Origin of the sequence: Burkholderia sp. LFS061 (assembly GCF_047978125.1) — a bacterium.
GTDB lineage: Bacteria > Pseudomonadota > Gammaproteobacteria > Burkholderiales > Burkholderiaceae > Burkholderia > Burkholderia pyrrocinia_C.
Map to the genome: position 1 here is coordinate 1 of NZ_JBFPFS010000059.1, position 24,353 is coordinate 24,353.

General features: G+C 67.6%; 23 protein-coding genes. 20 read left to right on the top strand and 3 right to left on the bottom strand.

Translation table 11 applies throughout. From position 1 onward, the window contains the following. On the top strand, window positions 1–283 hold a 283-nt coding region (gene gspN / locus ACNQQL_RS32165), incomplete at its 5' end, for a type II secretion system protein N (protein ID WP_347068314.1). Window positions 284–923: 640 nt separating this feature from the next. Here the strand turns inward: gspN and ACNQQL_RS32170 are convergent. Next, window positions 924–2,462 carry an efflux transporter outer membrane subunit gene (locus ACNQQL_RS32170; protein WP_347068316.1) on the bottom strand — a complete coding sequence of 513 codons (1,539 nt, stop codon included), beginning with the start codon at window positions 2,460–2,462 and terminating at the stop codon, window positions 924–926. 269 nt (window positions 2,463–2,731) lie between these two features. Beyond that, a complete protein-coding gene (locus tag ACNQQL_RS32175; RefSeq protein WP_111017789.1) occupies window positions 2,732–3,016 on the bottom strand; it encodes a multidrug ABC transporter ATPase in 285 nt (94 codons plus the stop codon). A gap of 174 nt (window positions 3,017–3,190) precedes the next feature. On the opposite strand from ACNQQL_RS32175, the gene ACNQQL_RS32180 reads away from it, so the two are divergent. Further along, window positions 3,191–3,679, top strand: a complete 489-nt coding sequence (locus ACNQQL_RS32180) for a MarR family transcriptional regulator (RefSeq protein ID WP_347068318.1) — start codon at window positions 3,191–3,193, stop codon at window positions 3,677–3,679. A 177-nt stretch (window positions 3,680–3,856) separates the two neighbouring features. After that, on the top strand, window positions 3,857–5,419 hold the full coding sequence (locus ACNQQL_RS32185; RefSeq protein ID WP_347068320.1) for a DHA2 family efflux MFS transporter permease subunit: 1,563 nt from the start codon (window positions 3,857–3,859) through the stop codon (window positions 5,417–5,419). 61 nt (window positions 5,420–5,480) lie between these two features. On the opposite strand, the gene ACNQQL_RS32190 is transcribed toward ACNQQL_RS32185, so the two are convergent. Further along, entirely contained in the window at window positions 5,481–6,407 is a 927-nt protein-coding gene (locus ACNQQL_RS32190) for a LysR family transcriptional regulator (RefSeq protein WP_152860470.1), read from the bottom strand. Between the two features lie 139 nt (window positions 6,408–6,546). Between ACNQQL_RS32190 and ACNQQL_RS32195 the strand changes: the two genes are divergently transcribed. The 17 genes from ACNQQL_RS32195 (at window position 6,547) to ACNQQL_RS32275 (ending at window position 24,349) form a co-directional block, all read left to right on the top strand. Next, entirely contained in the window at window positions 6,547–7,023 is a 477-nt protein-coding gene (locus tag ACNQQL_RS32195; RefSeq protein WP_347068323.1) for a CidA/LrgA family protein, read from the top strand. 13 nt (window positions 7,024–7,036) lie between these two features. Next, a complete protein-coding gene (locus ACNQQL_RS32200) occupies window positions 7,037–7,759 on the top strand; it encodes an LrgB family protein (protein WP_034183794.1) in 723 nt (240 codons plus the stop codon). Window positions 7,760–7,912: 153 nt separating this feature from the next. After that, on the top strand, window positions 7,913–8,449 hold the full coding sequence (gene fliL / locus ACNQQL_RS32205) for a flagellar basal body-associated protein FliL (protein ID WP_047899414.1): 537 nt from the start codon (window positions 7,913–7,915) through the stop codon (window positions 8,447–8,449). Between the two features lie 22 nt (window positions 8,450–8,471). Continuing rightward, a complete protein-coding gene (gene fliM, locus ACNQQL_RS32210) occupies window positions 8,472–9,470 on the top strand; it encodes a flagellar motor switch protein FliM (RefSeq protein ID WP_347068325.1) in 999 nt (332 codons plus the stop codon). Next, window positions 9,463–9,954 carry a flagellar motor switch protein FliN gene (gene fliN / locus ACNQQL_RS32215; RefSeq protein WP_072442588.1) on the top strand — a complete coding sequence of 164 codons (492 nt, stop codon included), beginning with the start codon at window positions 9,463–9,465 and terminating at the stop codon, window positions 9,952–9,954. Before fliM ends, fliN begins: the two co-directional genes overlap by 8 nt. Next, the gene (gene fliO, locus ACNQQL_RS32220) at window positions 9,951–10,535 is read left to right on the top strand and encodes a flagellar biosynthetic protein FliO (protein ID WP_347068328.1); all 585 of its coding nucleotides are present in this window, start codon (window positions 9,951–9,953) and stop codon (window positions 10,533–10,535) included. The genes fliN and fliO overlap by 4 nt, the downstream gene beginning before the upstream one ends. Window positions 10,536–10,571: 36 nt before the next feature. Further along, window positions 10,572–11,333, top strand: coding sequence for a flagellar type III secretion system pore protein FliP (gene fliP, locus ACNQQL_RS32225; protein WP_072442583.1), 762 nt, complete (start codon window positions 10,572–10,574; stop codon window positions 11,331–11,333). A gap of 19 nt (window positions 11,334–11,352) precedes the next feature. Beyond that, entirely contained in the window at window positions 11,353–11,625 is a 273-nt protein-coding gene (fliQ, locus tag ACNQQL_RS32230) for a flagellar biosynthesis protein FliQ (RefSeq protein WP_006401718.1), read from the top strand. 23 nt (window positions 11,626–11,648) lie between these two features. Then, entirely contained in the window at window positions 11,649–12,431 is a 783-nt protein-coding gene (gene fliR, locus ACNQQL_RS32235; RefSeq protein WP_072442581.1) for a flagellar biosynthetic protein FliR, read from the top strand. Between the two features lie 163 nt (window positions 12,432–12,594). Then, entirely contained in the window at window positions 12,595–13,602 is a 1,008-nt protein-coding gene (locus tag ACNQQL_RS32240) for an ABC transporter substrate-binding protein (protein WP_204425180.1), read from the top strand. A gap of 122 nt (window positions 13,603–13,724) precedes the next feature. Beyond that, window positions 13,725–14,522, top strand: coding sequence for an ABC transporter ATP-binding protein (locus ACNQQL_RS32245; RefSeq protein ID WP_347068332.1), 798 nt, complete (start codon window positions 13,725–13,727; stop codon window positions 14,520–14,522). A gap of 38 nt (window positions 14,523–14,560) precedes the next feature. Next, complete coding sequence (locus ACNQQL_RS32250; protein ID WP_347068334.1) at window positions 14,561–15,418, top strand: ABC transporter permease; 858 nt, start codon at window positions 14,561–14,563, stop codon at window positions 15,416–15,418. A gap of 88 nt (window positions 15,419–15,506) precedes the next feature. Beyond that, window positions 15,507–16,874 (top strand): sensor histidine kinase, encoded by a 1,368-nt coding sequence (locus tag ACNQQL_RS32255; protein ID WP_347068371.1) that lies wholly within the window; start codon window positions 15,507–15,509, stop codon window positions 16,872–16,874. A 12-nt stretch (window positions 16,875–16,886) separates the two neighbouring features. Further along, window positions 16,887–17,564 (top strand): response regulator, encoded by a 678-nt coding sequence (locus ACNQQL_RS32260; RefSeq protein WP_072442557.1) that lies wholly within the window; start codon window positions 16,887–16,889, stop codon window positions 17,562–17,564. Between the two features lie 271 nt (window positions 17,565–17,835). Then, window positions 17,836–18,966, top strand: a complete 1,131-nt coding sequence (locus tag ACNQQL_RS32265; RefSeq protein WP_204425170.1) for a porin — start codon at window positions 17,836–17,838, stop codon at window positions 18,964–18,966. A 338-nt stretch (window positions 18,967–19,304) separates the two neighbouring features. Continuing rightward, entirely contained in the window at window positions 19,305–21,323 is a 2,019-nt protein-coding gene (locus ACNQQL_RS32270) for a site-specific DNA-methyltransferase (protein WP_347068337.1), read from the top strand. Continuing rightward, a complete protein-coding gene (locus ACNQQL_RS32275; RefSeq protein ID WP_347068339.1) occupies window positions 21,323–24,349 on the top strand; it encodes a type III restriction-modification system endonuclease in 3,027 nt (1,008 codons plus the stop codon). The genes ACNQQL_RS32270 and ACNQQL_RS32275 overlap by 1 nt, the downstream gene beginning before the upstream one ends. The last annotated feature ends 4 nt before the right edge of the window (window positions 24,350–24,353 follow it).

Sequence of the window (24,353 nt, forward strand, 5' to 3'; positions counted from 1 at the left end):
GATCGACTCGATGAGTTCGCGCGTGTCGCGCGTGAAGCCGCTCGGTTCGTACCGCGCGGTGCTGCAGGCGAAGGGGGCGGGCGCCGATCTCGACCTGTCGACGACGCAGGGCCCGCTGTTCCTCGACGGACACGGCAGCTTCGGCCCAGGCCAGGGATCGTTCCGCGGCACCGCGCATGCGGCGCCCGAGCAGCAGGCGAACCTCGCGGGGCTGCTGAACCTGCTCGGTCACCCGATCGGGAACAACGAGGTGTCGCTGATCTTCGGCGACGCGATGCGCTGACGCGCGCGTTGGCCTTGAACGCAAGAGAAACGCGCGATCGGCTGAAATGGTGTTCTTTCGGTATGAGGCTGATATTGCCTGGCGAGAGTAATGCGCCAGCAATTTCCTCGATGCAGATATCGGGACGCCAAGTACTTAAAGGAAGGGCCGGCAAGGCCGGCCCCATACCGCTTATTTGTCGCCTGTCGGCGTTTTCAGAACCCAGTGCGATTCGCCCTTCGGGGTGGGCGGCATGATATTGCCGATACCGATGGAGCGTGTGTCATTCGGATTTCCGACAGGATGCCACGTGCCCCCCTGAGGGCATTTTTCTCCGGTCTTTGCGATCACTTACGTTTCTCCTTGTTAATGACTGTATGAGCATCGAATTACTGATGCAGTGAATTTGTAATACATGCCATTAATAAGTTTAACGATTTAATTTTGAGATAATAAAAAAGACAAAAAATCAGACTGAATATGGAGTTTTATCAGAATTTACGCGCCAGCAATTAGGACGTGAACGAAATATGCGATTTGTACGCCATTCCGATAACCGGCATAGGCCTGCAATCGTTCAACGAAAGGATTCGCGGTTTTCGTCGCCTCTGCTACTCAACGGTAATACAGTCCGAGGCGTCATGCGCATGGACCGCGATTTTCACTTTTGTGCGATCGGCGCGGCTGCCCTACTACTGGCCGGCGCCGGCGCAGCGATGTCGCCCGTTTCGCGCGTTATGTCCGACGCATCCCAGCCGCCGCCGAGCGCCTTCACGAGCCCGACCGACGACACCATCCGCTGCCCGGCGATCGTCGCGAGCTTCTGCTGCGCGGTGAACGCGGTGGTCTGCGCGGTCAGCACGTTCAGATATGCGACCGTGCCGGCCTTGTACTGGTTCGTGACGATCGCGAGCGAGTGTTCGGCGCTGTCGACGGCCTGCCGCTGCACGTCGATTTCCTGCGCGAGGATGCGTTGCGACGCGAGGTTGTCCTCGACGTCCTGGAATGCGGTGAGCACCGCGAGGCGATACGCGGCGACGTCCTGGTCGTAGGTCGCGCGCGCGGCGTCGGTCTGCGCGGCGCGCAGCCCCGCGTCGAACAGCGTGGCCGCGAGTTGCGGGCCGACCGTCCAGAAACGCGCCGGCAGCGTGAACAGCTGCGACCACACCGAACTCTGGAAGCCGCCGGTGGCCGACAGCGTGAGCGTCGGGAAGAATGCGGAAATCGCGACGCCGATCTGTTCGTTCGCGGCGGCCGCGCGGCGTTCGGCGGCCGCGATGTCGGGCCGGCGCTCGAGCAGCGCGGACGGCACGTCGACCGGCGTGATCGGCGGCTCGGCCGCGAGCGGGTTCGGCGGCAGCGAGAAGGTCGATGCCGGTTCGCCGATCAGCGTCGCGATCGCATGCTCGTACTGCGCGCGCGCGACGCCGTTGTCGATCGACGCGGCCTGCGCACTCTGCAGTTGCGTCTGCGCCTGGATCACGTCCGCGCGCGCGGCGACGCCCTGCGCATACTGGTTCTGCGTGAGTTTCAACGACTGTTCGTACGACTTCACGGTGTCGTCGAGCAGCTTTTGCAGCGCATCGGACGTGCGCAGCTGGAAATAGGTTTGCGCGAGCAGCGCCTGCTGCGACAGCCGCGCGTTCGCGAGATCTGCCGCGGCAGCCGCTTCGCCGGCGCGCTGCGCGCCGACGGTGCGGCTTACCTTGCCCCACAGGTCGGGCTCCCAGCTCGCGTCGAGGCCGACGCTGTAGCTGTTGCCGATCGATCCGGACGAGCCGCTGCCGACACTCGACGACGAGCCCGACGACAGCGACGTGCGCGGCGTACGGGCGCGCGAGCCCGACGCGGTCAGCCCGACGGTCGGGAAATACGCGGCACGCGCCTCGGTGACGAGCGCGCGCGCCTGCCGGTATGCGGCCGCCGATTGCGCGATGGTCTGGTTCGACGCATTGAGCTTGCCGATCAGCGCATCGAGCTGCGGATCGTTGTAGACCGTCCACCACGGGCCGCGGTCGGCGCGATCGGCGGGCTGCGCGACCTTCCAGCCGGCCGGCGCTTCCTTGAATGCGGCGGGAATCGACGTGTCGGGCCGGTGATAGTCGGGCCCGACGGCGCAGCCGGCGAGCAGCACGGCCGTCGCAACGGCGACGGCGGCGCTCAGCGGGCGAAGGGCGCGCGGGAGGGAGGCGTACGGCATCGTGGTTTTCCTGTCTGGGCGCGACGGCCGGCGAGCGGCGTCGCGCGATGCGGTCGTCATGCCGCTGGCGGACAAATGGTAACTGACGGCGGGGAAGCCGCGCAGCCCTAAGGGTACGGTGCGCGGCGGCCGGAATGTGTTACCGGTGCGAGCGGCCGGGTTACCGGCCATTACGGATCGCTTGCGGCGAGACAGACGCGCGACGGCGGCCGCAGCGGGCGCGGCCCGCGATCAGTCGGAACAGTCGGGAAAGCGGGAGCGACGCGACGTCAGTGGCAGCGCACCGGCACCGGGACGGGTTCGGCGGCGGGCCGCCATGACGACGGCTCCGTCGCGGCCGGCTGGCTCGTGCGGCGTGCGCCGCCCTTCGCGTTGCGCTGCCGGCGATGATCGAACCATGCGAACCCGAGCGCCGCGAGCGAGCCGCCCGGCACGACCAGCATCGTCACGTACAGCGCGATCTTCCAGCCGCGGTGCGGCCCGGAAAACACATGATGAGCGGTATCGGTCAGGTTGCGGCGCAGCGCGCCGGCGGCATTTTTCAGGAACAGCATCGCGAACATCCTCGGGTGCCCGGCAGCGCGGGCGAATCGGTCAGAACATAGTCTCCGGCAGTGCAACATGCACGTCGTAACTGGTTGCCTCAAATAATATTGACTAAGCAATCATTTTTCAAGATACTGGGCGCGTTTTAACCCGAAACGCACTGTTGCTGCGTGCGCAATCGCATGACCGGCAGCCTCTACGATCCCGAGAACATCGCGCTGGAAACGAGCCTCGGCTATTACCTGTCGAAGGCGAAGCAGGCGCTCGTCGAGCGGATGGACCGAGCGCTCGAGCCGCTCGACCTCACCGCGCAGCAGATCGGCGTGATTCTGCTGCTGTCGCGCGGCTATGCGCGCACGCCGTTCGAGCTGTCTCGCAAGATGTCGTACGACAGCGGTTCGATGACACGCATGCTCGACCGGCTCGAACGCAAGGGGCTGGTCGCGCGCTCGCGCAGCGAGCAGGACCGCCGGATGATCGAGCTGACGCTGACCGAACGCGGCGCCGATGCGGCCCGCGCGCTGCCGTCGCTGATCGCGACCGCGCTCAACGCGCAGCTCGACGGTTTCTCGGCCGACGAACTCGCGACGCTCACCTGCCTGTTGCAGCGCTTCATCGCCAACGGGCCCGGCACGACCGGTTGCCCGAAGCCCGACGAACCGGACTGCTGATGCGCACGGAGGCCCCATGTCTAGGTTAAGCATTCGTTTATTTCTCTGTCTGGGCAGAAGATGACAAGGCACGCGCTGCGTTTCTTTCCTGATCCGTTCCACCCGGCCGGGCCGCGCTGCGTCGCGCACCCGTGCGTTGTGCCGGCGCGTCGCGCGCGCCGCGTCTAGGAGATTCCGATGTCCGCCACCACGGCATCCGCCGCCTCCCCCGCCGCCGAACCCGCGCCGCTGACCGGCGGCGCGCTCGCGCTGCTCACTGTCGGGCTCGCGCTCGGCACCTTCATGGAAGTGCTCGACACGTCGATCGCGAACGTCGCGGTGCCGACCATCTCGGGCAGCCTCGGCGTCGCGACGAGCGAAGGCACATGGGTGATCTCGTCGTACTCGGTTGCGTCCGCGATCGCGGTGCCGCTGACCGGCTGGCTCGCGCGGCGGGTCGGCGAGGTGCGGCTGTTCACGCTGTCGGTGCTCGCGTTCACGGTCGCGTCGGCGCTGTGCGGCCTCGCGACCAACTTCGAGACGCTGATCGCGTTCCGGCTGCTGCAGGGCCTCGTGTCGGGGCCGATGGTGCCGCTGTCGCAGACGATCCTGATGCGCAGTTACCCGCCCGCGAAGCGCGGGCTCGCGCTCGGGCTATGGGCGATGACGGTGATCGTCGCGCCGATCTTCGGCCCGCTGCTGGGCGGCTGGATCAGCGACAACTACACGTGGCCGTGGATCTTCTACATCAACCTGCCGATCGGCGTGTTCTCGGCGACCTGCGCGTACTTCCTGCTGCGCGGCCGCGAGACGAAGACGTCGAAGCAGCGGATCGACGCGGTCGGCCTCGCGCTGCTCGTGATCGGCGTGTCGTGCCTGCAGATGATGCTCGACCTCGGCAAGGACCGCGACTGGTTCAACTCGTCGTTCATCGTCGCGCTCGCGCTGATCGCGGTCGTGTCGCTCGCGTTCATGCTCGTGTGGGAGGCGACCGAGAAGGAGCCGGTGGTCGACCTGTCGCTGTTCAAGGACCGCAACTTCGCGCTTGGCGCGCTGATCATCTCGTTCGGTTTCATGGCGTTCTTCGGCTCGGTCGTGATCTTCCCGCTGTGGCTGCAGACGGTGATGGGCTACACGGCCGGCAAGGCCGGCCTCGCGACCGCGCCGGTCGGGCTGCTCGCGCTGGTGCTGTCGCCGCTGATCGGCCGCAACATGCACCGGCTCGACCTGCGAATGGTCGCGAGTTTCGCGTTCATCGTGTTCGCGGGCGTGTCGCTGTGGAACGCGACGTTTACGCTCGACGTGCCGTTCAACCACGTGATCCTGCCGCGGCTCGTGCAGGGGATCGGCGTCGCGTGCTTCTTCGTGCCGATGACGACGATCACGCTGTCGAGCATCTCCGACGAGCGGCTCGCGAGCGCGTCGGGGCTGTCGAACTTCCTGCGCACGCTGTCGGGCGCGATCGGCACCGCGGCCAGCTCGACGTTCTGGGAGAACGACGCGATCTACCACCATGCGCGGTTGTCGGAATCGGTGAGCGCCTACGCGCAGAACACGACCGACTACCAGGGCGCGCTCGCGCAGCTCGGCATCGTCGGGCAGACGGCCAATGCGCAGCTCAACCAGCTCGTCACGCAGCAGGGCTTCATGATGGCGACCAACGACTTCTTCCACCTGTCGGCGGTGATGTTCATCGCGCTCGCGGCACTCGTGTGGATCACGAAGCCGAGGAAGGGCGCGGGGCCGGCGATGGGGCATTGAGCACGCGGCGGGCGATCATTTCGCCCGCCTTTTTCGCTTTATCTCCCGGCGTTGCCAGCCGTCACTCCCTCGCCCGCAACCCGCCGAACGCGAGATCGTCGACGGGCGCAACGGGCAGCGTCGCCCGTGCCACTTCCAGCCACGCGCGCGCCGCGTGCGACAGATACCCCTTCTTCAGCCAGCCGAGCGCGATCGCCCACGTGATCTCCGGCTCGACGATCGGCCGGCACGTGAACTGCCCCGCGTCGAGCCGCCGGCAATAAGGCTCCGGCAGCAGCGCAATGCCGACGCCCGCATGCACGAGCGCGGCCATGAAATCCCAATGGCCGCTGCGGCTCACGATCGACGGCGTGAAGCCGGCCTTCCGGCACGCATCGAGCACCGCGTCGTGCAGCGCGAGGCTTTCCGCATAGAACACGAACGACTCGCGCGCGAGATCCGCGAGCGGCACGGTCGCTTGATCCTCCCAGCGCGACTCGCGCGGCGCGACGAGCCACAGCGGCGCGCGCACCATCGGCAGCACGTCGAACGTGGCCGGATCGACCGGCTCCAGCAGCCCGCCCAGCTCCAGCTCGCCCGACATCAGCGCCGCCTCGATCATCCGCGCGCCCTGCTCGAACAGCTTCAGCTCGATGTTCGGATAGCGCTGCTTGTACGCGGCGATGATCGGCGTGAACAGCGAGCCGCCAAGCGGCGGGATGCCGATCGTCAGCTCGCCGCGCCCGAGCGTGCCGAGATCGTTCAGCTCCGACTGCAGCTGCGCCTGCGCGGCGAGCACGTCCTGGCCGCGCTGGAACACGATCCGCCCCGCGTCGGTCAGCACCATCTGCCGGCCGTCGCGCAGCAGCAGCGGCGAACCGATCTCGTCCTCCAGCGCCTTCACCATCTTGCTGATGGTCGGCTGGGTCACGAACAGCTTGTCGGCCGCCGCGGTGAAGCTCTGCTGGCGGACCACCTCGACGAAGTACCGCAGCGCGCGCAATTCCATCGATGACTCCCCAAATTGGTGCGGCAATCAAAAACGAATTCCGAATTGGAATGACAAGGATAGAGACAAGTCATTTTATTTATGGTTAGGGGAAACCCTATACTCGCACCATCAACGGAATTTCTGTAGGGAGCCCGCCATGACCAAGCCGACCGCCGCACTCGCCACCCGCCCTGCCGCTTCGGGCAGCATGACGCGCACGGGCCGGATCGCGCTGCAGGCCGCCGCGCTCGGCGCGCTGTGGCTGGCGGTCGACTGGGCCGTGCGCACTGTCGGACTGCCGATCCCGTCCGGCGTGATCGGCCTCGCGGTGCTCCTCGTGCTGCTGTTCTCGGGCCGCGTCGCACCCGCGTGGGTGAAGGACGGCGCGAACTGGCTGCTGTCCGACATGCTGCTGTTCTTCGTGCCGGCCGCCGTCGCGGCCGTCCAGTACGGCGGGCTGTTCCGCGAGGACGGCTGGCGCATCGCGCTGGTGATGCTCGCGGGCACTGCGTTCGTGATGGTCGCGGTGGCCGTCGCGGTCGACCTCGCCGCGAAGCTCGAACGCCGGCTCGCCGCGCAGCGCGTGTTCGCCGAACGCCGCCGTGCGCGCCTGAGCGCCGTGTCCGCCCACTGAGCCGGAGCCGCGCATGCCTGCCTTGCTGTCGAACCTGTCCGCCGACAAGGTGAATACCGCGATCTCGTTCGGCTGCTTCGTGCTGACGGTCGTGCTGTATTTCGTGTCGAAGCGGCTCTATGCGTACAGGAAGACGCTGCTGTTCTCGCCGCTCGTGTTCGTGCCGGGCGTGCTGGTGCTGCTCGTCCTGCTGACCGGCATCCCGTATTCGGTCTACTTCCGCGACACGCGCTGGCTGATGTGGCTGCTCGGCCCGGCGACGATCGCATTCGCGGTGCCGATCTACGAGTATCGCGACCTGATCCGCCGGCACTGGCTGTCGCTGTCGGTCGGCGTCGCGGTCGGGATCGGCGCGGGCGTGTGCGGGTCGCTGCTGCTCGCGAAGCTGCTGCACCTGTCGCCCGAACTGCAGCGCTCGCTGATGACGCGCTCGGTGTCGACGCCGTTCGCGCTCGCCGTGTCGGACAAGATCCACGCGCCGAAGGACCTCACGGCCCTGTTCGTGATCGCGACCGGCATCTGCGGGATGCTGCTCGGCGAGATCGTGCTCGCGCTCGTGCCGATGCGCACGCGGCTCGCGCGCGGCGCGCTGTTCGGCGCGGCCGCCCACGGCGTGGGCACCGCGAAGGCGCGCGAGATCGGCAGCGAGGAAGGCGTCGTGTCGAGCCTCACGATGATGATCGCCGGCGTCGCGATGGTGCTGATCGCGCCGCTGCTGACGCTGCTGCCGATCTGACGGCCCCGCGCCGGGCGGCCGGGCCGCGCCCTGAATGACGGCCTTCCGCCGCTGCCCCTACCCTGCATCGGGCCGCGCCGGCCGACAATCGGCTGAGATAGCCGCAAATCCCCCCTCTTTTCCGCCCATCGGGCTCGGCCCGGATGCCGAACAATGCATGCTACGAGACATCACGCACGCATTCACATGGCCTCCACGACCGCAAACCCGACCGCCGACAAGCCGGCTTCCTCCGGCAAGTTCAAGCGCATCGCGCTCATCGCCGTCATCGCGCTGGGCGCGGCCGCCGCCGCAGCCGGCGGCATGTACGTGTTCCTGAGCAAGGAAGGCGTCGGCCATGCGAGCGCGCCTGCCGAGCCGGCGCCGCTCGCCGCGCCGGTATTCTTCCCGCTCGACCCGCTGACCGTGAACCTGCAGTCGGACGACGGCGCGCAGCACTACCTGCGCGTCGGCCTGTCGCTGAAGCTCACCGACCCGAAGGCGCAGGAGCAACTGACCGCGCGGATGCCGGAGATCCGCAGCCGGATCCTGCTCGCGCTGTCGAACAAGCATCCCGAGGATCTCGCGACGCCGGACGGCAAACGTTCGCTCTCGAAGGAACTGCGGGAACTGATCGAGCAGCCGACGCAGCCGGGCAACCAGCGCGCGAAGGTCGACGACGTGTTGTTTACCGAATTCGTCGTCCAGTAACGCGGCCGCGAAAGGAGCGCGCATGGGCCACCAGGAGTTCATGTCCCAGGAGGAGGTCGATGCCCTCCTCAAGGGCGTCACGGGCGAAACCGATTCAGTCGACGAGCAGCGCGACATATCGGGCGTCCGCCCCTACAACATCGCGACGCAGGAGCGGATCGTCCGCGGCCGGATGCCCGGCCTCGAGATCATCAACGACCGCTTCGCGCGGCTGCTGCGGATCGGCATCTTCAACTTCATGCGGCGCACGGCGGAAATTTCCGTGAGCCAGGTGAAGGTGCAGAAGTACAGCGAGTTCACCCGCAACCTGCCGATCCCGACGAACCTGAACCTCGTGCACGTGAAGCCGCTGCGCGGCACGTCGCTGTTCGTGTTCGACCCGAACCTCGTGTTCTTCGTCGTCGACAACCTGTTCGGCGGCGACGGGCGCTTTCACACGCGCGTCGAAGGCCGCGATTTCACGGCCACCGAGCAGCGGATCATCGGCAAGCTGCTGAACCTCGTGTTCGAGCACTACGCGACCGCATGGAAGAGCGTGCGGCCGCTGCAGTTCGAATTCGTGCGCTCGGAGATGCACACGCAGTTCGCGAACGTCGCGACGCCGAACGAGATCGTGATCGTCACGCAGTTCTCGATCGAGTTCGGGCCGACGGGCGGCACGCTGCACATCTGCATGCCGTACTCGATGATCGAGCCGATCCGCGACGTGCTCAGTTCGCCGATCCAGGGCGAGGCGCTCGAAGTCGACCGCCGCTGGGTGCGCGTGCTGTCGCAGCAGGTGCAGGCCGCCGAAGTCGAGCTGTGCGCGAATCTCGCCGAAATCCCGTCGACGTTCGAGAAGATCCTGAACCTGCGCGCGGGCGACGTGCTGCCGCTGGAAATCGCCGACACGATCACCGCGAAGGTCGACGGCGTGCCGGTGATGGAGTGCGGCTACGGAATTTTCAATGGTCAATATGCGTTGCGCGTGCAGAAGATGATCAGCGCGGGCGATACGATGAAGGAAGGTGGATATGAGTGAGCTGAACCAGACGCCCGAGGACGACGTGCAAGCCATCGCCGATGCGGCGCTCGCGGCATCGGCCGCCGACGCGCAGGCGGCACCGGCCGCTGCGGAAGAGGAGCAGGGGCTGGACGACTGGGCCGCCGCGCTTGCCGAGCAGAACCATCAGCCGGTGCAGCCGGGCGCGACGGGCGCCGGCGTGTTCCAGCCGCTGTCGAAGGCCGCGGCGAGCTCGACGCACAACGACATCGAGATGATCCTCGACATCCCGGTCAAGATGACCGTGGAGCTCGGCCGCACGAAGATCGCGATCCGCAACCTGCTGCAGCTCGCGCAGGGCTCGGTGGTCGAGCTGGACGGCATGGCGGGCGAGCCGATGGACGTGCTCGTGAACGGCTGCCTGATCGCGCAGGGCGAGGTGGTGGTCGTCAACGACAAGTTCGGCATCCGCCTGACCGACATCATCACCCCGGCCGAACGCATCCGGAAGCTGAATCGATGAACGTCGCGAAGCCCGGCCGCCGCGCGCGCATCGCGATCGCGGCGGCGCTTGCCGTCGCCGCTTCGCTTTCCGTGTCGCTCGCCAGCGCGCCGGCCGGCGCCGCCGACATGAACGCGGTGAATAACGCCGGTTCGATCGCGTCGAGCATGACGGTCGGCTCGGCCGCGCCGTCGCTCGGCATCGGCGCGGTGTTGCAGACGCTCGTCGGGCTCGCGGTCGTGATCGGTCTCGTATTCGCGTGCGCGTGGCTCGCGCGCCGCTTCGGCTTCCAGCCCGCACGGCGCGGCGGCCCGCTGAAGGTCGTGTCGAGCGTCGGGCTCGGCGCCAAGGAAAGCGCGACGATCGTCGAGATCGGCGACACCTGGCTCGTGCTCGGCGTCGCGCCGGGCAACGTTCGGCTGCTGCATACGCTGCCGGCCGGCCCGGCGGCGGCAACCGCCGCCGCGGCATCGGGTTCGGCCGACGTGCCCGCCGGCGCCGCCTCGTCCGAAGGCGGCCTGCCCGGCACGTTCGGTTCGCGGTTTCGCGACGCGCTCGCGGGCGAAGCCGCGAAGCGGCTCGGTCGCGGCAAGGACCGCTGACATGGCGCTGCGCCCTCTTTCCGTTCCCGCATTCCGATGAAACACGAATTCCTGCGTCGCGCGGCGCGCTTCGCGCCCGTGCTGATCCTCTGCGTCGCTCCCGCGCTCGCATACGCGCAGGCGAACGGCCTGCCCGCATTCAACGCGAGCCCGGGCCCGCACGGCGGCACCACCTATTCGCTGAGCGTGCAGACGATGCTGCTGCTCACGATGCTGTCGTTCCTGCCGGCGATGGTGTTGATGATGACCAGCTTCACGCGCATCATCATCGTGCTGTCGCTGCTGCGCCAGGCGCTCGGCACCGCGACGACGCCGCCGAACCAGGTGCTCGTCGGCCTCGCGATGTTCCTCACCTTCTTCGTGATGTCGCCGGTGCTCGACCGTGCGTACAACGACGGCTACAAGCCGTTCTCCGACGGCACGATGCCGATGGAGCAGGCCGTGCAGCGCGGCGTCGCGCCGTTCAAGACCTTCATGCTGAAGCAGACCCGCGAGACCGATCTCGCGCTGTTCGCGAAGATCTCGAAGGCGGCGCCGATGCAGGGGCCCGAGGACGTGCCGCTGTCGCTGCTGGTGCCGGCGTTCGTCACGAGCGAGCTGAAGACGGGTTTCCAGATCGGCTTCACGGTCTTCATCCCGTTCCTGATCATCGACATGGTCGTCGCGAGCGTGCTGATGTCGATGGGGATGATGATGGTGTCGCCGTCCACCGTGTCGCTGCCGTTCAAGCTGATGCTGTTCGTGCTGGTCGACGGCTGGCAATTGCTGATCGGCTCGCTCGCGCAGAGCTTCACGTAAGCAGCGGAGGAATCTCTCGATGACGCCCGAACAAGTGATGACTCTCGCGCACCAGGCGATGATGGTCGGCCTGCTCCTCGCGGCCCCGCTACTGCTGGTCGCGCTCGCGGTCGGCCTCGTCGTGAGCCTGTTCCAGGCCGCGACGCAGATCAACGAGGCGACGCTGTCGTTCATCCCGAAGCTGCTCGCGGTCGCCGCGACGCTCGTGATTGCCGGCCCGTGGATGCTGACGACGATGCTCGACTACCTGCGGCAGACGCTGCTGCACGTCGCGACGCTCGGCGCCGGCTGAGCCGCGCTTAACCCCCGGCGGCGATGTTCTCGGTTACCTACGCGCAGCTCAACGGCTGGCTCACCGCCTTCCTGTGGCCGTTCGTGCGGATGCTCGCGCTGGTCGCGACGGCGCCCGTCGTCGGTCACGCGGCGGTACCCGTGCGCGTGAAGATCGGCGTCGCCGCGTTCATGGCGCTGGTCGTCGCGCCGACGCTCGGCGCGATGCCGGACGTCACCGTGTTCTCCGCGCAGGGCATCTGGATCGTCGTCACGCAGTTCCTGATCGGCGTCGCGATGGGTTTCACGATGCAGCTCGTGTTCGCGGCCGTCGAGGCGGCCGGCGACTTCATCGGGCTGTCGATGGGCCTCGGCTTCGCGACCTTCTTCGATCCGCACACGAGCGGCGCGACGCCCGTGATGGGGCGCTTCCTGAACGCGGTCGCGATGCTCGCGTTCCTCGCGGTGGACGGCCACCTGCAGGTGTTCGCCGCGCTCGCCGCATCGTTCCAGTCGCTGCCGGTGTCGGCCGACCTGCTGCACGCGCCCGGCTGGCGCACGCTCGCCGCGTTCGGCGCGACCGTGTTCGAGATGGGGCTGCTGCTCGCGCTGCCGGTGGTCGCGGCGCTCTTGATCGCGAATCTCGCGCTCGGCATCCTGAACCGCGCGGCGCCGCAGATCGGCGTGTTCCAAGTCGGCTTTCCGGTGACGATGCTCGTCGGGCTGCTGCTCGTGCAGCTGATGGTGCCGAACCTCGTGCCGTTCGTGTCGCACCTGTTCGACATGGGGCTGGATGCGATGGGGCGGGTGCTGCTCGGCTGGCGCTGACGCATCCGGCCCCGTTCCCCGCCTGTTCCGCCCCCCGTTGCTGGAAAACCCCTAAAGGAATCGCCACCCCGCGAAAGGTTGCAGAAGGTTTCGCGTCCCTATACTCGTCGTGACGATGCAGCAAGCATCGCGCCATACGAATACAACGAACGGAGACGACCCGATGCGACCCACCCTGCGCACCCTCGCCGTTGCAGCCGGCCTCACCTGCGCGCTCGCCGCGCACCCCGCCTTCGCCGCCGACGACGGCGGCAAGGTCACGATCATGGTCGGCGGGATCGCGAAGCTGATCTACCTGCCCGCGCGGCTCACGCAAGAGCTCGGCTACTTCAAGGCCGAAGGGCTCGACGTCGAGCTGCTGTCGCAGCCGGCCGGCGTCGACGCCGAGAATGAGCTGCTCGCGGGCGCCGTGCAGGGCGTCGTCGGCTTCTACGACCACACGATCGACCTGCAGAGCAAGGGCAAGGACGTGAAGGCGATCGCGGTGTTCGGCCAGGTGCCGGGCGAAGTCGAGATGGTGTCGACCAAGGCCGCGCCGACCTTCAAGTCGATGGCCGATGCGAAGGGCAAGACGCTCGGCGTGACGGGCCTCGGCTCGTCGACGAGCTTCCTCACGCAATACCTCGCGCTTGCGCACGGCGTGCCGTCGACGCAGTACACGATGCTGCCGGTCGGCGCCGACGCGAGCTTCATCGCCGCGATCAAGCAGGGCCGCATCGACGCCGGGATGACGACCGAGCCGACCGTGTCCGCGCTCGAGAAGATGGGCGATGCGAAGGTGCTGGTCGACCTGCGCACGCTGGAAGGCACGCGCGCGGCGCTCGGCGGCACCTACCCGGCCGCGAGCCTGTACGTGCAGTCGGCATGGGCCGATTCGCACAAGGCGGAAGCCACCAAGCTCGCGCACGCGTTCGCGAAGACGATGCAGTTCATCCACTCGCACAGCGCCGAGGAAATCGCCGCGAAGATGCCGGCCGACTACCAGAAGGACAAGGCGCTGTACGTGAGCGCGCTGAAGGCGTCGCTGCCGATGTACACGGCCGACGGCAAGATGCCGGCCGACGGCCCGGCGACCGTGCTGAAGGTGCTGTCGGCGTTCAACCCGTCGGTGAAGGGCAAGCACATCGACCTGGCGCGGACCTACACGAACGATTTCGTGAACGCGAAGTAATCGATATCGGTCAGGCGCCGGCGGCGGCGATCCCGCCGCCGTGCGTTCTCCGTTCCGGCCCGGTTGACCGGCCCGGCGTTGCGTCACGATGCGACGCCCTCTTCACCCGCAGGACGAATGCGATGACCCAGGCAGTCTCCCCGAACACACCGGCGATCGAGTTTCGCAACGTGTCGTGCCGCTTCATTTCGCCGGAAGGCAAGGCCACCGTCGCGCTGCGCGACTTCAGCATGAGCGTCGCGCGCGGCGAGTTCATCGCGATCGTCGGGCCGACCGGCTGCGGCAAGTCGACGACGCTCAACCTGATCACCGGGCTGCTCAAGCCCGTGTCGGGTGAAGTGCGCGTGATGGGCCGCCCGGTCGACGGGATCGACCCGCGCATCGGCTTCGTGTTCCAGGCCGACGCCGTGTTCCCGTGGCGCAACGTGATCGACAACGTCGCGGCGGGCCCGCTGTTCCGCGGCCGCTCGAAGGACGTCGCGTATGCGCAGGCCGAGGAATGGATCCGCAAGGTCGGCCTCGACAAGTTCACGAAGCACTACCCGCACCAGCTCTCCGGCGGGATGAGGAAGCGCGTCGCGCTGGCGCAGACCTTCATCAACCAGCCGGAAATCCTGCTGATGGACGAGCCGTTCTCCGCGCTCGACATGCAGACCCGCACGCTGATGCAGGACGAGCTGCTGCAGCTCTGGTCGGCGAACAAGGGCTCGGTCGTGTTCGTCACGCACGACCTCGAGGAGGCGATCGCGCTCGCCGACCGCGTGTTCGTGCTGACCGCGCGCCCCGCGACGCTCAAGCACGTGTACGAGATCGACCTGCCGCGCCCGCGCGTCACGTCGGAGATTCGCTACGACACGCGCTTCATCGAAATTTCCAAGGACATCTGGCACGACCTGCGCGAAGAAGTGCAGATCGGCTGACGCATACGCCGCACGGCAAGAACAGCAAGGACAGGAGCATGACCGACATGACGCTTCCCCCCACCGCCCTTCCGGCGACGACGCTCGAGGACGACGAGCGCGCCGCGCAACGCCGGCTGCGCCGCCGGCGCAACCTGATCGTCACGCTGCGGATCGCCGTGCTCGTGTTCGTGCTGGGCGGGTGGGAACTCGCCGCACGGCTCAAGTGGATCGATCCGTTCTTCTTCTCGATGCCGTCGCTGATCTTCGCGCAGCTCCAGGACTGGTTCGTGAACGGCACGTCGCAGGGCCCGCTGCTCACGCAGGTATGGGTCACGCTCGAGGAAACCGGCATCGGCTTCGTGATCGGCTCGGTCGCCGGCGTGATCTGCGGGATCGTGCTCGGCCGCAACAAGCTGATGGCCGACGTGTTCGGCCTCTACATCCAGATCGCGAACTCGATTCCGCGCGTCGTGCTCGGCTCGATCTTCGTGATCGCGCTCGGCCTCGGGATGGCGTCGAAGATCGCGCTGGCCGTCGTGATGGTGTTCTTCGTCGTGTTCGGCAACGCGTTCCAGGGCGTGCGCGAAGCCGACCGCTACCTGATCGCGAACGCACAGATCCTCGGCGCGTCGCGCCGGCAGATCACCACGGCGGTCGTGATCCCGTCCGCGCTGAGCTGGATTCTCGCGAGCCTGCACGTGAGCTTCGGTTTCGCGCTGGTCGGTGCGGTCGTCGGCGAATTCCTGGGTTCCAAGCAGGGCATCGGCCTGCTAATCTCCACCGCCCAGGGCGCGTTCAACGCGAGCGGCGTGTTCGCGGCGATGATCGTGCTGGCCGTGGTCGCGCTGGCCGCCGACTACCTGCTGACCTGGCTCGAGAAGCGGCTCTTGAAGTGGCGCCCCGCGGCGTTCTGAACGCGGCGTCCGGACGCCTGACATGACACTCCCGACCGCGCCGGCGCCCCCGGCGCGGTTCGGCATTTCGGAGAAGGAGCGCAACGGGATGGCGCACAGCCTGCGCGGACGGCTGCTGTGGTGGCTGCTGCTGCCGCTCGCGGTGTTCGTGCTGATCGCCGGCGCGATGTCGTACGACACCGCGCGGACCACGGCCGGGCTCGTGCAGGACAGCGCGCTCGTCGCGTCCGCGCGCACGATCGGCGAGGACGTCGAATGGCGCAACGGGCTGCCGGTTGCCGACGTGCCGCCGGCCGCGCTGGAGATCTTCGAATCGCCGTCGCGCGACTCGGTGTTCTACAAGGTGATCGACGGCCACGACCGCCTGCTCGCGGGCACGCCGGCGCTCGACGTGCCCGCGCGGCACGGCGTCGAGCCGACGCTGTACGACACGGCGCTCGACGGCGTGCCGCTGCGCGCGGCGGCCTACGATCGCCAGCTTTACAACGAGGGGCAGATCGAGACGGTCACGGTCGTCGTCGCGAAGACGGTGCGTTCGCGCAACGCGATGATCGACACGATCTGGCGCCCGCAGCTCGTGCGCCTGTCGCTGATGCTGATGCTCGCGGTGGTGCTCGTCTATCTCGGCCTCACCTTCGAGCTGCGCCCGCTGATGAAATTGAAGGACGACGTGGCCGACCGCGGGCCGATGGAGCTGGAGCCGATCCGCCCCGAGCGGCTGCAGCACGAGCTGCGGCCGATCGTCGACGCGATCAACCAGTGCATCGCGCGGCTCAACACGCATACGGCCACGCAGCGCCGCTTCATCGCGGACGCCGCGCACCAGCTGCGCACGCCGATCGCGGTGCTCGACACGCAGATCCAGTACGCGCAGCGGCGCGGGCACGACGATGCGGAACTCGCGTCGGTGCTCGACAGCATGCAGCGCAGCAGCCGCAAGATGGCCGACGTGACCGACAAGCTGCTGCTGCTCGCGCATGCGGAAGCGACGCCGTCGACGCTCTTGACCCATCGCGTCGATCTCGCGGCCGTGGTGTCGAGCGTGCTCGAGGAAACGATCGTGCTCGCGCAGCGGCGCGACATCGACCTCGGCGCCGATCTCGGCGAGCGGCTCGACGTCGCGGGCAGCGACAGCCTGCTGACCGCGCTGGTGATGAACCTCGTCGACAACGCGGTGCGCTACACGCAGCCGGGCGGCTGCGTGACGGTCGCCGCGCGGCGCGACGGCGACGCGATCGTGCTCGACGTGATCGACAACGGCCCCGGCATTCCGGCCGAGGCGCGGCCGCACGTGTTCAAGCGGTTCTACCGCGTGTCGGCCGACACCGAGGGCTCGGGCCTCGGGCTCGCGATCGTCCGCGAGATCGCGCAGGCGCACGGCGGCAGCGTGTCGCTCGCGCCGGGGCCCGGCAATCGCGGTATTGTCGTGACTGTGCGGCTGCCCGCCTATGATTGACGAGATGTCCCCATGAAACTCCTGCTGGTCGAAGACAACGCCGAACTCGCGCACTGGATCGTGAACCTGCTGCGCGGCGAGGATTTCGCGGTCGACAGCGTCGGCGACGGCGAACGCGCCGACACGGTACTGAAGACCGAACGCTACGACGCGGTGCTGCTCGACATGCGACTGCCCGGCATCAGCGGCAAGGAAGTGCTCGCGCGGCTGCGGCGCCGCAACGACAACGTGCCGGTGCTGATGCTGACCGCGCACGGCTCGGTCGACGACAAGGTCGACTGCTTCGGCGCGGGCGCCGACGATTACGTGGTGAAGCCGTTCGAGTCGCGCGAGCTGGTTGCGCGGATTCGCGCGCTGATCCGCCGGCAGGCCGGCGTCGGCACGACGCAGCTCGTGTGCGGCGATCTCGTCTATGCGTTCGGCACGCGCGAATTCCGCTGCGGCGAAACGGTGCTCGCGCTGCGCCGCCGCGAGCACGCGATCCTCGAAACGCTGATGCTGCAGCAGAACAAGACGGTGTCGAAGGCACGGCTGATGGACAGCGTGTTCGCGCTCGACGACGAGCCGAGCGCCGACGCGATCGACATCTATATCCACCGGCTGCGCAAGCATCTCGCGGGCAGCACGGCGGAGATCATCACGCTGCGCGGGCTCGGTTACATCCTGCGCGCGAAAAGCGCGCACGACTGACGGGCGTTCCTCCTCGCCCCCGAACATCGATTCGTATCACGAAACGTCACCGGAAACCCGGCGGGCGCGCGTCCGCACGCCTGCACCATCCGCGATCGTTGCGCGTTCGGTGTTTTCACCGATCCGATTCTTGCGTCGGGGAAAGCGTCGTGAAGGATTCCACCCTCTACGATGCTACGCGTCGGCCCTCTCGCTGTGGCCGGCAAGAGTCGGCATACATTGCGTACTGCCAACGACCAGATTTCAATGCGGCAGCTCGGAGGAGACGATCTTGAAACGAAAAACCCTTGCCCTTTCCATCGCGGCGGCAGGCCTGTGCGCCGGCACCCACGCGCATGCGCAGTCGAGCGTGCAGCTCTACGGCCTGATGGACCTGAGCTTTCCGACCTACCGGACCCACGCCGACGCGAACGGCAAGCACGTGATCGGCATGGGCAACGAAGGCGAGCCGTGGTTCAGCGGCAGCCGCTGGGGCCTGCGAGGCGCCGAAGACATCGGCGGCGGCACGAAGATCATCTTCCGCCTCGAAAGCGAATTCGTGGTCGCGAACGGCCAGATGGAAGACGAAGGTCAGATCTTCGACCGCGACGCGTGGGTCGGTGTCGAGGACGAACGCTTCGGCAAGCTGACGGCCGGCTTCCAGAACACCATCGCACGCGACTCGGCGGCGATCTACGGCGACCCGTACGGCTCCGCGAAGCTGTCGACCGAGGAAGGCGGCTGGACCAACTCGAACAACTTCAAGCAGATGATCTTCTACGCGGCCGGCCCGACCGGCACGCGCTACAACAACGGCATCGCGTGGAAGAAGCTGTTCGGCAACGGCATCTTCGCGAGCGCCGGCTACCAGTTCAGCAACTCGACGCAGTTCGCGACCGGCTCCGCGTACCAGGTCGCGCTCGGTTACAACGGCGGCCCGTTCAACGTGTCGGGCTTCTACAACCACGTGAACCACGGCGGCTTCAGGAACCAGACGTTCTCGGTCGGCGGCAACTACACGTTCGATATCGTGCGCCTGAATGCCGGCTACTTCCGCTACAACGGCGACCAGGGCTCGCTCGGCCAGCGCCACGACGATTCGTGGACGGTGTCGATGAAGATCGCGCCGAAGGGCGCGCTCGACTACGAGCTCGGCTACCAGCAGATGCGCGTCAAGAACGCCGCGAACAACGCGGACGGCTTCACGCCGAACGCGAACCTCGGCGCGTTCAGCCTGACCAACGGCGTCGCCAACGGCTTCAAGGAGACGATCTACGGGTCGGTGTTCTATCACCTGAGCAAGCGCACCGAGGTGTACCTGGCCGGCGACTACATGAAGCTGCATGGCGGCTACACGGCGGCGTCGACGTTCGGCGCGAAGAACCAGCTCGAACTGACTTCGGGCATCCGTACGCGTTTTTGACCGGAAGCGGGGCCCATCGCGCCCCGCCGTTCCCTCCGTCCGGGATTCTTCTCCATGCGGGCACGCCGGCGCTTTGCGCCGACCGTGCCCTTTTTTTCGTCCTTTCCGCGGTGCCGCTCGACGCCCGCGAAGCGGCCGCCGGCCGACCGCGCGACAACCGGCCCGAACCCGCTTGCGGCCCGTCCGGCGGGCGATCGCGGCCGATGCGCGCACGCCCGGCCCACATCGGCGCTTGACCTGCGCCGACCGACTCGCTAGCGTTTCGGGTTTGCCCGGGCGGCCATTGCCGCCGGTGCCGTGAGCGCGCCCGACGTCCTGGCGCGCGCGGCCGGGCTCCGATGGAAAAGACGATGCAGAAACTCGATGCGGCCAGCCCGCAGGCGATGTCGACGGATTTCACCGCCGACAACGTCGCGCGCCTGAAGGCGCTGTTCCCCGAACTCGTGACCGAAGGCCCCGACGGCGCGTCGGTCGACGTCGACGTGCTGAAGGCGCTGATCGGCGAGCGCACGGTCGGCGACGCCGACGAGCGCTACGGCTTCCACTGGCACGGCAAGCGCAGCGCGCGCCAGGCCGCGCTGACGCCGTCGACGGGCACGCTGCGCCCCTGCCCCGACGACAGCGTCGCGTGGGACGACACGCGCCATCTCGTGATCGAGGGCGACAACCTCGACGTGATGAAGCTGCTGCACAAGAGCTACGCGGGCAAGGTGAAGCTCGTCTACATCGACCCGCCGTACAACACGGGCAGCGATTTCGTCTATCCGGACGACTTCAGCGACAGCATCCGCCACTACCTGGCGATGACCGGGCAGACCCAGGGCGGCGCGAAGCGCAGCACCAACACCGAGGCGAACGGCCGGTTCCATACCGACTGGCTGAACATGATGTATCCGCGCCTGAAGCTCGCGCACGCGCTGTTGTCCGACGAAGGGCTGATCGCCGTGCACATCGACGAGCACGAGGTGCATGCGCTGGTGCTGATGCTGCGCGAGATTTTCGGCGAGGAGAACGAGCTCGGCGTCGCCGTGTGGGACAAGCGCAACCCGAAGGGCGACGCGCGCGGCGTCGCGTACCAGCACGAATCGCTGGTGCTGTTCGCGCGCAACGCCGAGACGCTGCTCGAACAGGCGCCGCTCAAGCGCCCGAAGCGCAACGCGCAGCGCATGCTCGACGCCGCGCACGACGCCGTGTACCGCAGCGGCAACCCGAAGGACGCGCAGAAGGCATACCGCGCGTGGATGAAGGCGCAGACCAACCTGTCCGGCGGCGAAGTGATGTACGACCGGCTGTCGGGAGACGGCCGCGTGTACCGCCTCGTGTCGATGGCATGGCCGAACAAGAAGAAGGCGCCGGAAGAGTATTTCACGCCGCTGATCCATCCGGTCACCGGCAAGCCGTGCGCGATGCCGGCGCGCGGCTGGCGCAACCCGCCCGCGACGATGCAGGCGCTGATCGAGCGCGGCCAGATCGAATTCGGCGCGGACGAAACCACGCAGCCGCAGCGGATCTACTACCTCGACGAGAACATGTACGAGAACGTGCCGTCGGTGCTGCCGTTCGCGGGCTCCGACGACGCGCTGCTGAAGACGCTCGGGATCCCGTTCGACCAGCCGAAGCCGGTCGATTTCGCGGCGGCCGTGATCGGCTGGTGCACGCGCGGCGACGACATCGTGCTCGACTGCTTCGCGGGCTCCGGCTCGACCGGCCACGCGGTGATGCAGGTGAACGCGACCGACGGCGGCGCACGCCGCTACGTGCTCGTGCAATTGCCCGAAGCGCTCGACCGCCGCGACAAGACGCAGCAGAGCGCGGCCGATTTCTGCACGAAGCTGAAGAAGCCCGCGACGCTCGCCGAAATCACGAAGGAGCGCCTGCGCCGCGCCGCGCAGCAGGTCGCGCGCGACTATCCGGAAAGCTATGGCGACCTCGGCTTCCGCGTGTACCGGCTCGACACGACCAACGTGATCGAATGGGACCCGCGCCGCGACGATTTCGACCATGCGCTGTTCGCGTCCGTCGAGCACGTGAAGACCGGCCGCACCGAGGACGACCTGCTCGCCGAGCTGACGCTGAAGCTCGGCCTCGACCTGTGCACGCCGGTCGAGCATCACCAGGTGGCCGGCAAGACCGTGCACCTGATCGGCCGCTCGATCGTCGCGTGCTTCGATGCGCGCATCTCGCGCGACGACGCGGGCCCGCTCACCGACGGCATCGTCGGGTTGCTCGACGCGACCGGCGCGTCGCACGATGTGACGTGCCTGTTCCGCGACAGCGGCTTCGTCGACGACGTCGCGAAGCTCAATCTCGCCGCGCTGCTCGAACAGCACGGCGTGAAGCGCGTGCGGAGCCTGTGATGCGGCTGCACTTCGAAGCGGATCTCGACTACCAGCGCGACGCGATCGACGCCGTCTGCGACCTGTTTCGCGGCCAGGAATCGTATCGCGGCGATTTCAGCGTGCTCGCGAACGCCGCGCCCGGCACCACGGCCGCAGCTCAAGGCTCGCTCGGCTTCGCGGTATCCGAACAGGGCGTCGGCAACCGGCTGTCGCTGACCGACGACGCGCTCGCGCGCAATCTCGCCGACGTGCAGTTGCGCGGCGGGCTGCCGCCGTCCGGCCTGCCCGGCTCGCGCGACTTCACCGTCGAGATGGAGACCGGTACCGGCAAGACCTACGTGTACCTGCGCACGATCTTCGAGCTGAACCGCCGCTACGGCTTCACGAAATTCGTGATCGTCGTGCCGTCGATCGCGATTAAGGAAGGCGTGCACAAGACGCTCTCGATCACCGAGGATCACTTCCGCGCGCTGTACGCGGGCGTGCCGTACGACTACTTCCTGTACGACTCCGCGAAGCTCGGCCAGGTGCGCCACTTCGCGGCGAGCGCGGCGATCCAGATCATGGTGATGACGGTGGCCGCGATCAACAAGAAGGAAATCAACAACCTCTACAAGGACAGCGAGAAGACCGGCGGCGAGAAGCCGATCGACCTGATCCGCGCGACGCGGCCGATCGTGATCGTCGACGAGCCGCAGAGCGTCGACGGCGGGCTCGAAGGGCGCGGCCGCGAAGCGCTTGCCGCGATGGCGCCGCTCTGCACGCTGCGCTATTCGGCGACGCACGTCGACCGTCACCACATGGTGTACCGGCTCGACGCGGTCGACGCGTACGAGCGCAAGCTCGTCAAGCAGATCGAGATCGCGTCGGCGATCGTCGAGGATGCGCACAACAAGCCGTACCTGCGGCTCGTCGGCGTGTCGAACCGGCGCGGCGCGATCAGCGCGCGCGTCGAGCTCGACGTCGCGACGGCGGCCGGCGTGAAGCGCCAGATCGTGTCGGTCACCGACGGCGACGATCTCGAACGCCTGACCAAGCGCGCGCTGTACGCGGGGCTGCGGATCGGCGAAGTGCATGCGCTGAAGGGCGCCGAATACGTCGAGCTGCGCCATCCGGAAGGCGAGGCGTTCCTGTCGCTCGGCGAGGCATTCGGCGACATCGACACGCTCGCCGTGCAGCGCGAGATGATCCGCCGCACGATCCGCGAGCATCTCGACAAGGAGCTGCGCCTCGCGGAGCGCGGCGTGAAGGTGCTGTCGCTGTTCTTCGTCGATTCGGTCGAGCGCTATCGCCGCTACGACGAGAACGGGATGCCCGTGAAGGGCGACTACGCGCTGATCTTCGAAGAGGAATATGCGCGCGCGGCGCGCGTGCCGGCCTATCGTGCGCTGTTCGACGGCGTCGACGTCGCGCTCGAAGTCGGGCGCGCGCACAACGGCTACTTCTCGATCGACCGCAAGGGCGGCTGGACCGACACGAGCGAGAGCAGCGCCGCGGCCCGCGAGAATGCGGAACGCGCGTACGGCCTCATCATGCGCGAGAAGGAAGCGCTGCTGTCGTTCGACACGCCGCTGAAGTTCATCTTCTCGCACTCGGCGCTGAAGGAAGGCTGGGACAACCCGAACGTGTTCCAGATCTGCACGCTGCGCGACATCCAGACCGAACGCGAGCGCCGCCAGACGCTCGGCCGCGGGCTGCGCCTCGCCGTCGACCAGGACGGCGAACGCGTGCGCGACCCGGGCGTCAATACGCTCACCGTGATCGCGACCGAGCGGTACGAGTCGTTCGCGGAGAACCTGCAGAAGGAAATCGAGGCCGATACGGGCATTCGTTTCGGGATCGTCGAGGAGCATCAGTTCGCGGCGCTGCCCGTGCAGGAAGGCGACGGGCCCGCGCATGCGCTCGGCATCGAGCTGTCGCGCGTGCTGTGGAACCATCTGCACGAACAGGGCTACGTCGACGCACAAGGCAAGGTGCTCGACCGGCTGAAGGATGCGCTGCGCCAGAGCGCGCTCGTGCTGCCCGACGCGTTCGAGATGCTGCGTGCGCCGATCGTCGCGACGCTGCGCAAGCTGTCGGGCCGCTTTGCGGTGCGCAACGCGGACGAGCGCCGCGCGATCGCGCTGCGGCGCGATGCGTCGGGCAAGGCCGTGGTGTTCGGCGAGGATTTCCGCGCGCTGTGGGATCGCATCCGCCATCGCACCGTGTACCGCGTCGAGTTCGACAACGCGAAGCTCGTGCGCGACTGCGCGGCCGCGTTGCACGACGCGCCGGACATCGCGCGTGCGCGGCTGCAATGGCGCAAGGCCGAGATCGATATCGGCAAGGCCGGCATCGAGGCGATCGAGGTGGCCGGCGCCGGCACGGTGCTGATCGACGAAGGCGAGCTGCCACTGCCCGACCTGCTCACCGAACTGCAGGACCGCACGCAGCTCACGCGCCGCTCGCTCGCGACGATCCTGGCCGACAGCGGCCGGCTCGACGATTTCCGCGTGAATCCGCAGCAGTTCATCGCGGTCGCGGCCGAGGCGATCAACCGCTGCAAGCGGCTCGCGCTCGTCGCGGGCATCGCGTACCGCAAGCTCGGCGAGCGCCACGTTCATGCGCTCGAATCGTTCGAGAGCGAGGCGCTGACCGGCTATTTGCGCAACCTGCGGCCCGATGCGCGGAAGTCGATCCACGAAGCGGTCGTGTGCGAGACGGATGCGGAGCGCGCATTCGCCGATGCGCTCGAAGCGCACGACGGCGTGAAGCTGTACGCGAAGCTGCCCGCGTGGTTCCGCGTGCCGACGCCGCTCGCCAGCTATCACCCGGACTGGGCCGTGCTCGCGGAACAGGACGGCGGCGAGCGGCTGTACTTCGTCGTCGATACGCCGAACGCGGACGGCAACGTGCCGAGCGAGCACGAGCGCGCGAAGCTCGCGTGCGGCGAAGCGCATTTCCGTGCGCTGGTGGACGGCGACGGCGCGGCGCGGTTCGTGCGCGTCAGGCAGGCGGACGCGTTGTTCGAACCCGCGGCGCCGCTGGCGGGCGCCGGGCGCTGAAACG

Bases quoted from the DNA above. Each gene is read 5' to 3' on its own strand.
- ACNQQL_RS32180 (WP_347068318.1), top strand. From the start codon at position 3,191: ATGACCGGCAGCCTCTACGATCCCGAGAACATCGCGCTGGAAACGAGC.
- ACNQQL_RS32170 (WP_347068316.1), bottom strand. From the start codon at position 2,462: ATGCCGTACGCCTCCCTCCCGCGCGCCCTTCGCCCGCTGAGCGCCGCC.
- fliP (WP_072442583.1), top strand. From the start codon at position 10,572: ATGAAACACGAATTCCTGCGTCGCGCGGCGCGCTTCGCGCCCGTGCTG.
- fliM (WP_347068325.1), top strand. From the start codon at position 8,472: ATGGGCCACCAGGAGTTCATGTCCCAGGAGGAGGTCGATGCCCTCCTC.
- fliO (WP_347068328.1), top strand. From the start codon at position 9,951: ATGAACGTCGCGAAGCCCGGCCGCCGCGCGCGCATCGCGATCGCGGCG.
- ACNQQL_RS32175 (WP_111017789.1), bottom strand. From the start codon at position 3,016: ATGCTGTTCCTGAAAAATGCCGCCGGCGCGCTGCGCCGCAACCTGACC.
- fliR (WP_072442581.1), top strand. From the start codon at position 11,649: ATGTTCTCGGTTACCTACGCGCAGCTCAACGGCTGGCTCACCGCCTTC.
- ACNQQL_RS32200 (WP_034183794.1), top strand. From the start codon at position 7,037: ATGCCTGCCTTGCTGTCGAACCTGTCCGCCGACAAGGTGAATACCGCG.
- ACNQQL_RS32275 (WP_347068339.1), top strand. From the start codon at position 21,323: ATGCGGCTGCACTTCGAAGCGGATCTCGACTACCAGCGCGACGCGATC.
- ACNQQL_RS32250 (WP_347068334.1), top strand. From the start codon at position 14,561: ATGACCGACATGACGCTTCCCCCCACCGCCCTTCCGGCGACGACGCTC.
- ACNQQL_RS32190 (WP_152860470.1), bottom strand. From the start codon at position 6,407: ATGGAATTGCGCGCGCTGCGGTACTTCGTCGAGGTGGTCCGCCAGCAG.
- ACNQQL_RS32240 (WP_204425180.1), top strand. From the start codon at position 12,595: ATGCGACCCACCCTGCGCACCCTCGCCGTTGCAGCCGGCCTCACCTGC.
- ACNQQL_RS32270 (WP_347068337.1), top strand. From the start codon at position 19,305: ATGGAAAAGACGATGCAGAAACTCGATGCGGCCAGCCCGCAGGCGATG.
- ACNQQL_RS32260 (WP_072442557.1), top strand. From the start codon at position 16,887: ATGAAACTCCTGCTGGTCGAAGACAACGCCGAACTCGCGCACTGGATC.
- fliL (WP_047899414.1), top strand. From the start codon at position 7,913: ATGCATGCTACGAGACATCACGCACGCATTCACATGGCCTCCACGACC.
- ACNQQL_RS32245 (WP_347068332.1), top strand. From the start codon at position 13,725: ATGACCCAGGCAGTCTCCCCGAACACACCGGCGATCGAGTTTCGCAAC.
- ACNQQL_RS32255 (WP_347068371.1), top strand. From the start codon at position 15,507: ATGGCGCACAGCCTGCGCGGACGGCTGCTGTGGTGGCTGCTGCTGCCG.
- ACNQQL_RS32185 (WP_347068320.1), top strand. From the start codon at position 3,857: ATGTCCGCCACCACGGCATCCGCCGCCTCCCCCGCCGCCGAACCCGCG.
- fliQ (WP_006401718.1), top strand. From the start codon at position 11,353: ATGACGCCCGAACAAGTGATGACTCTCGCGCACCAGGCGATGATGGTC.
- fliN (WP_072442588.1), top strand. From the start codon at position 9,463: ATGAGTGAGCTGAACCAGACGCCCGAGGACGACGTGCAAGCCATCGCC.
- ACNQQL_RS32195 (WP_347068323.1), top strand. From the start codon at position 6,547: ATGACCAAGCCGACCGCCGCACTCGCCACCCGCCCTGCCGCTTCGGGC.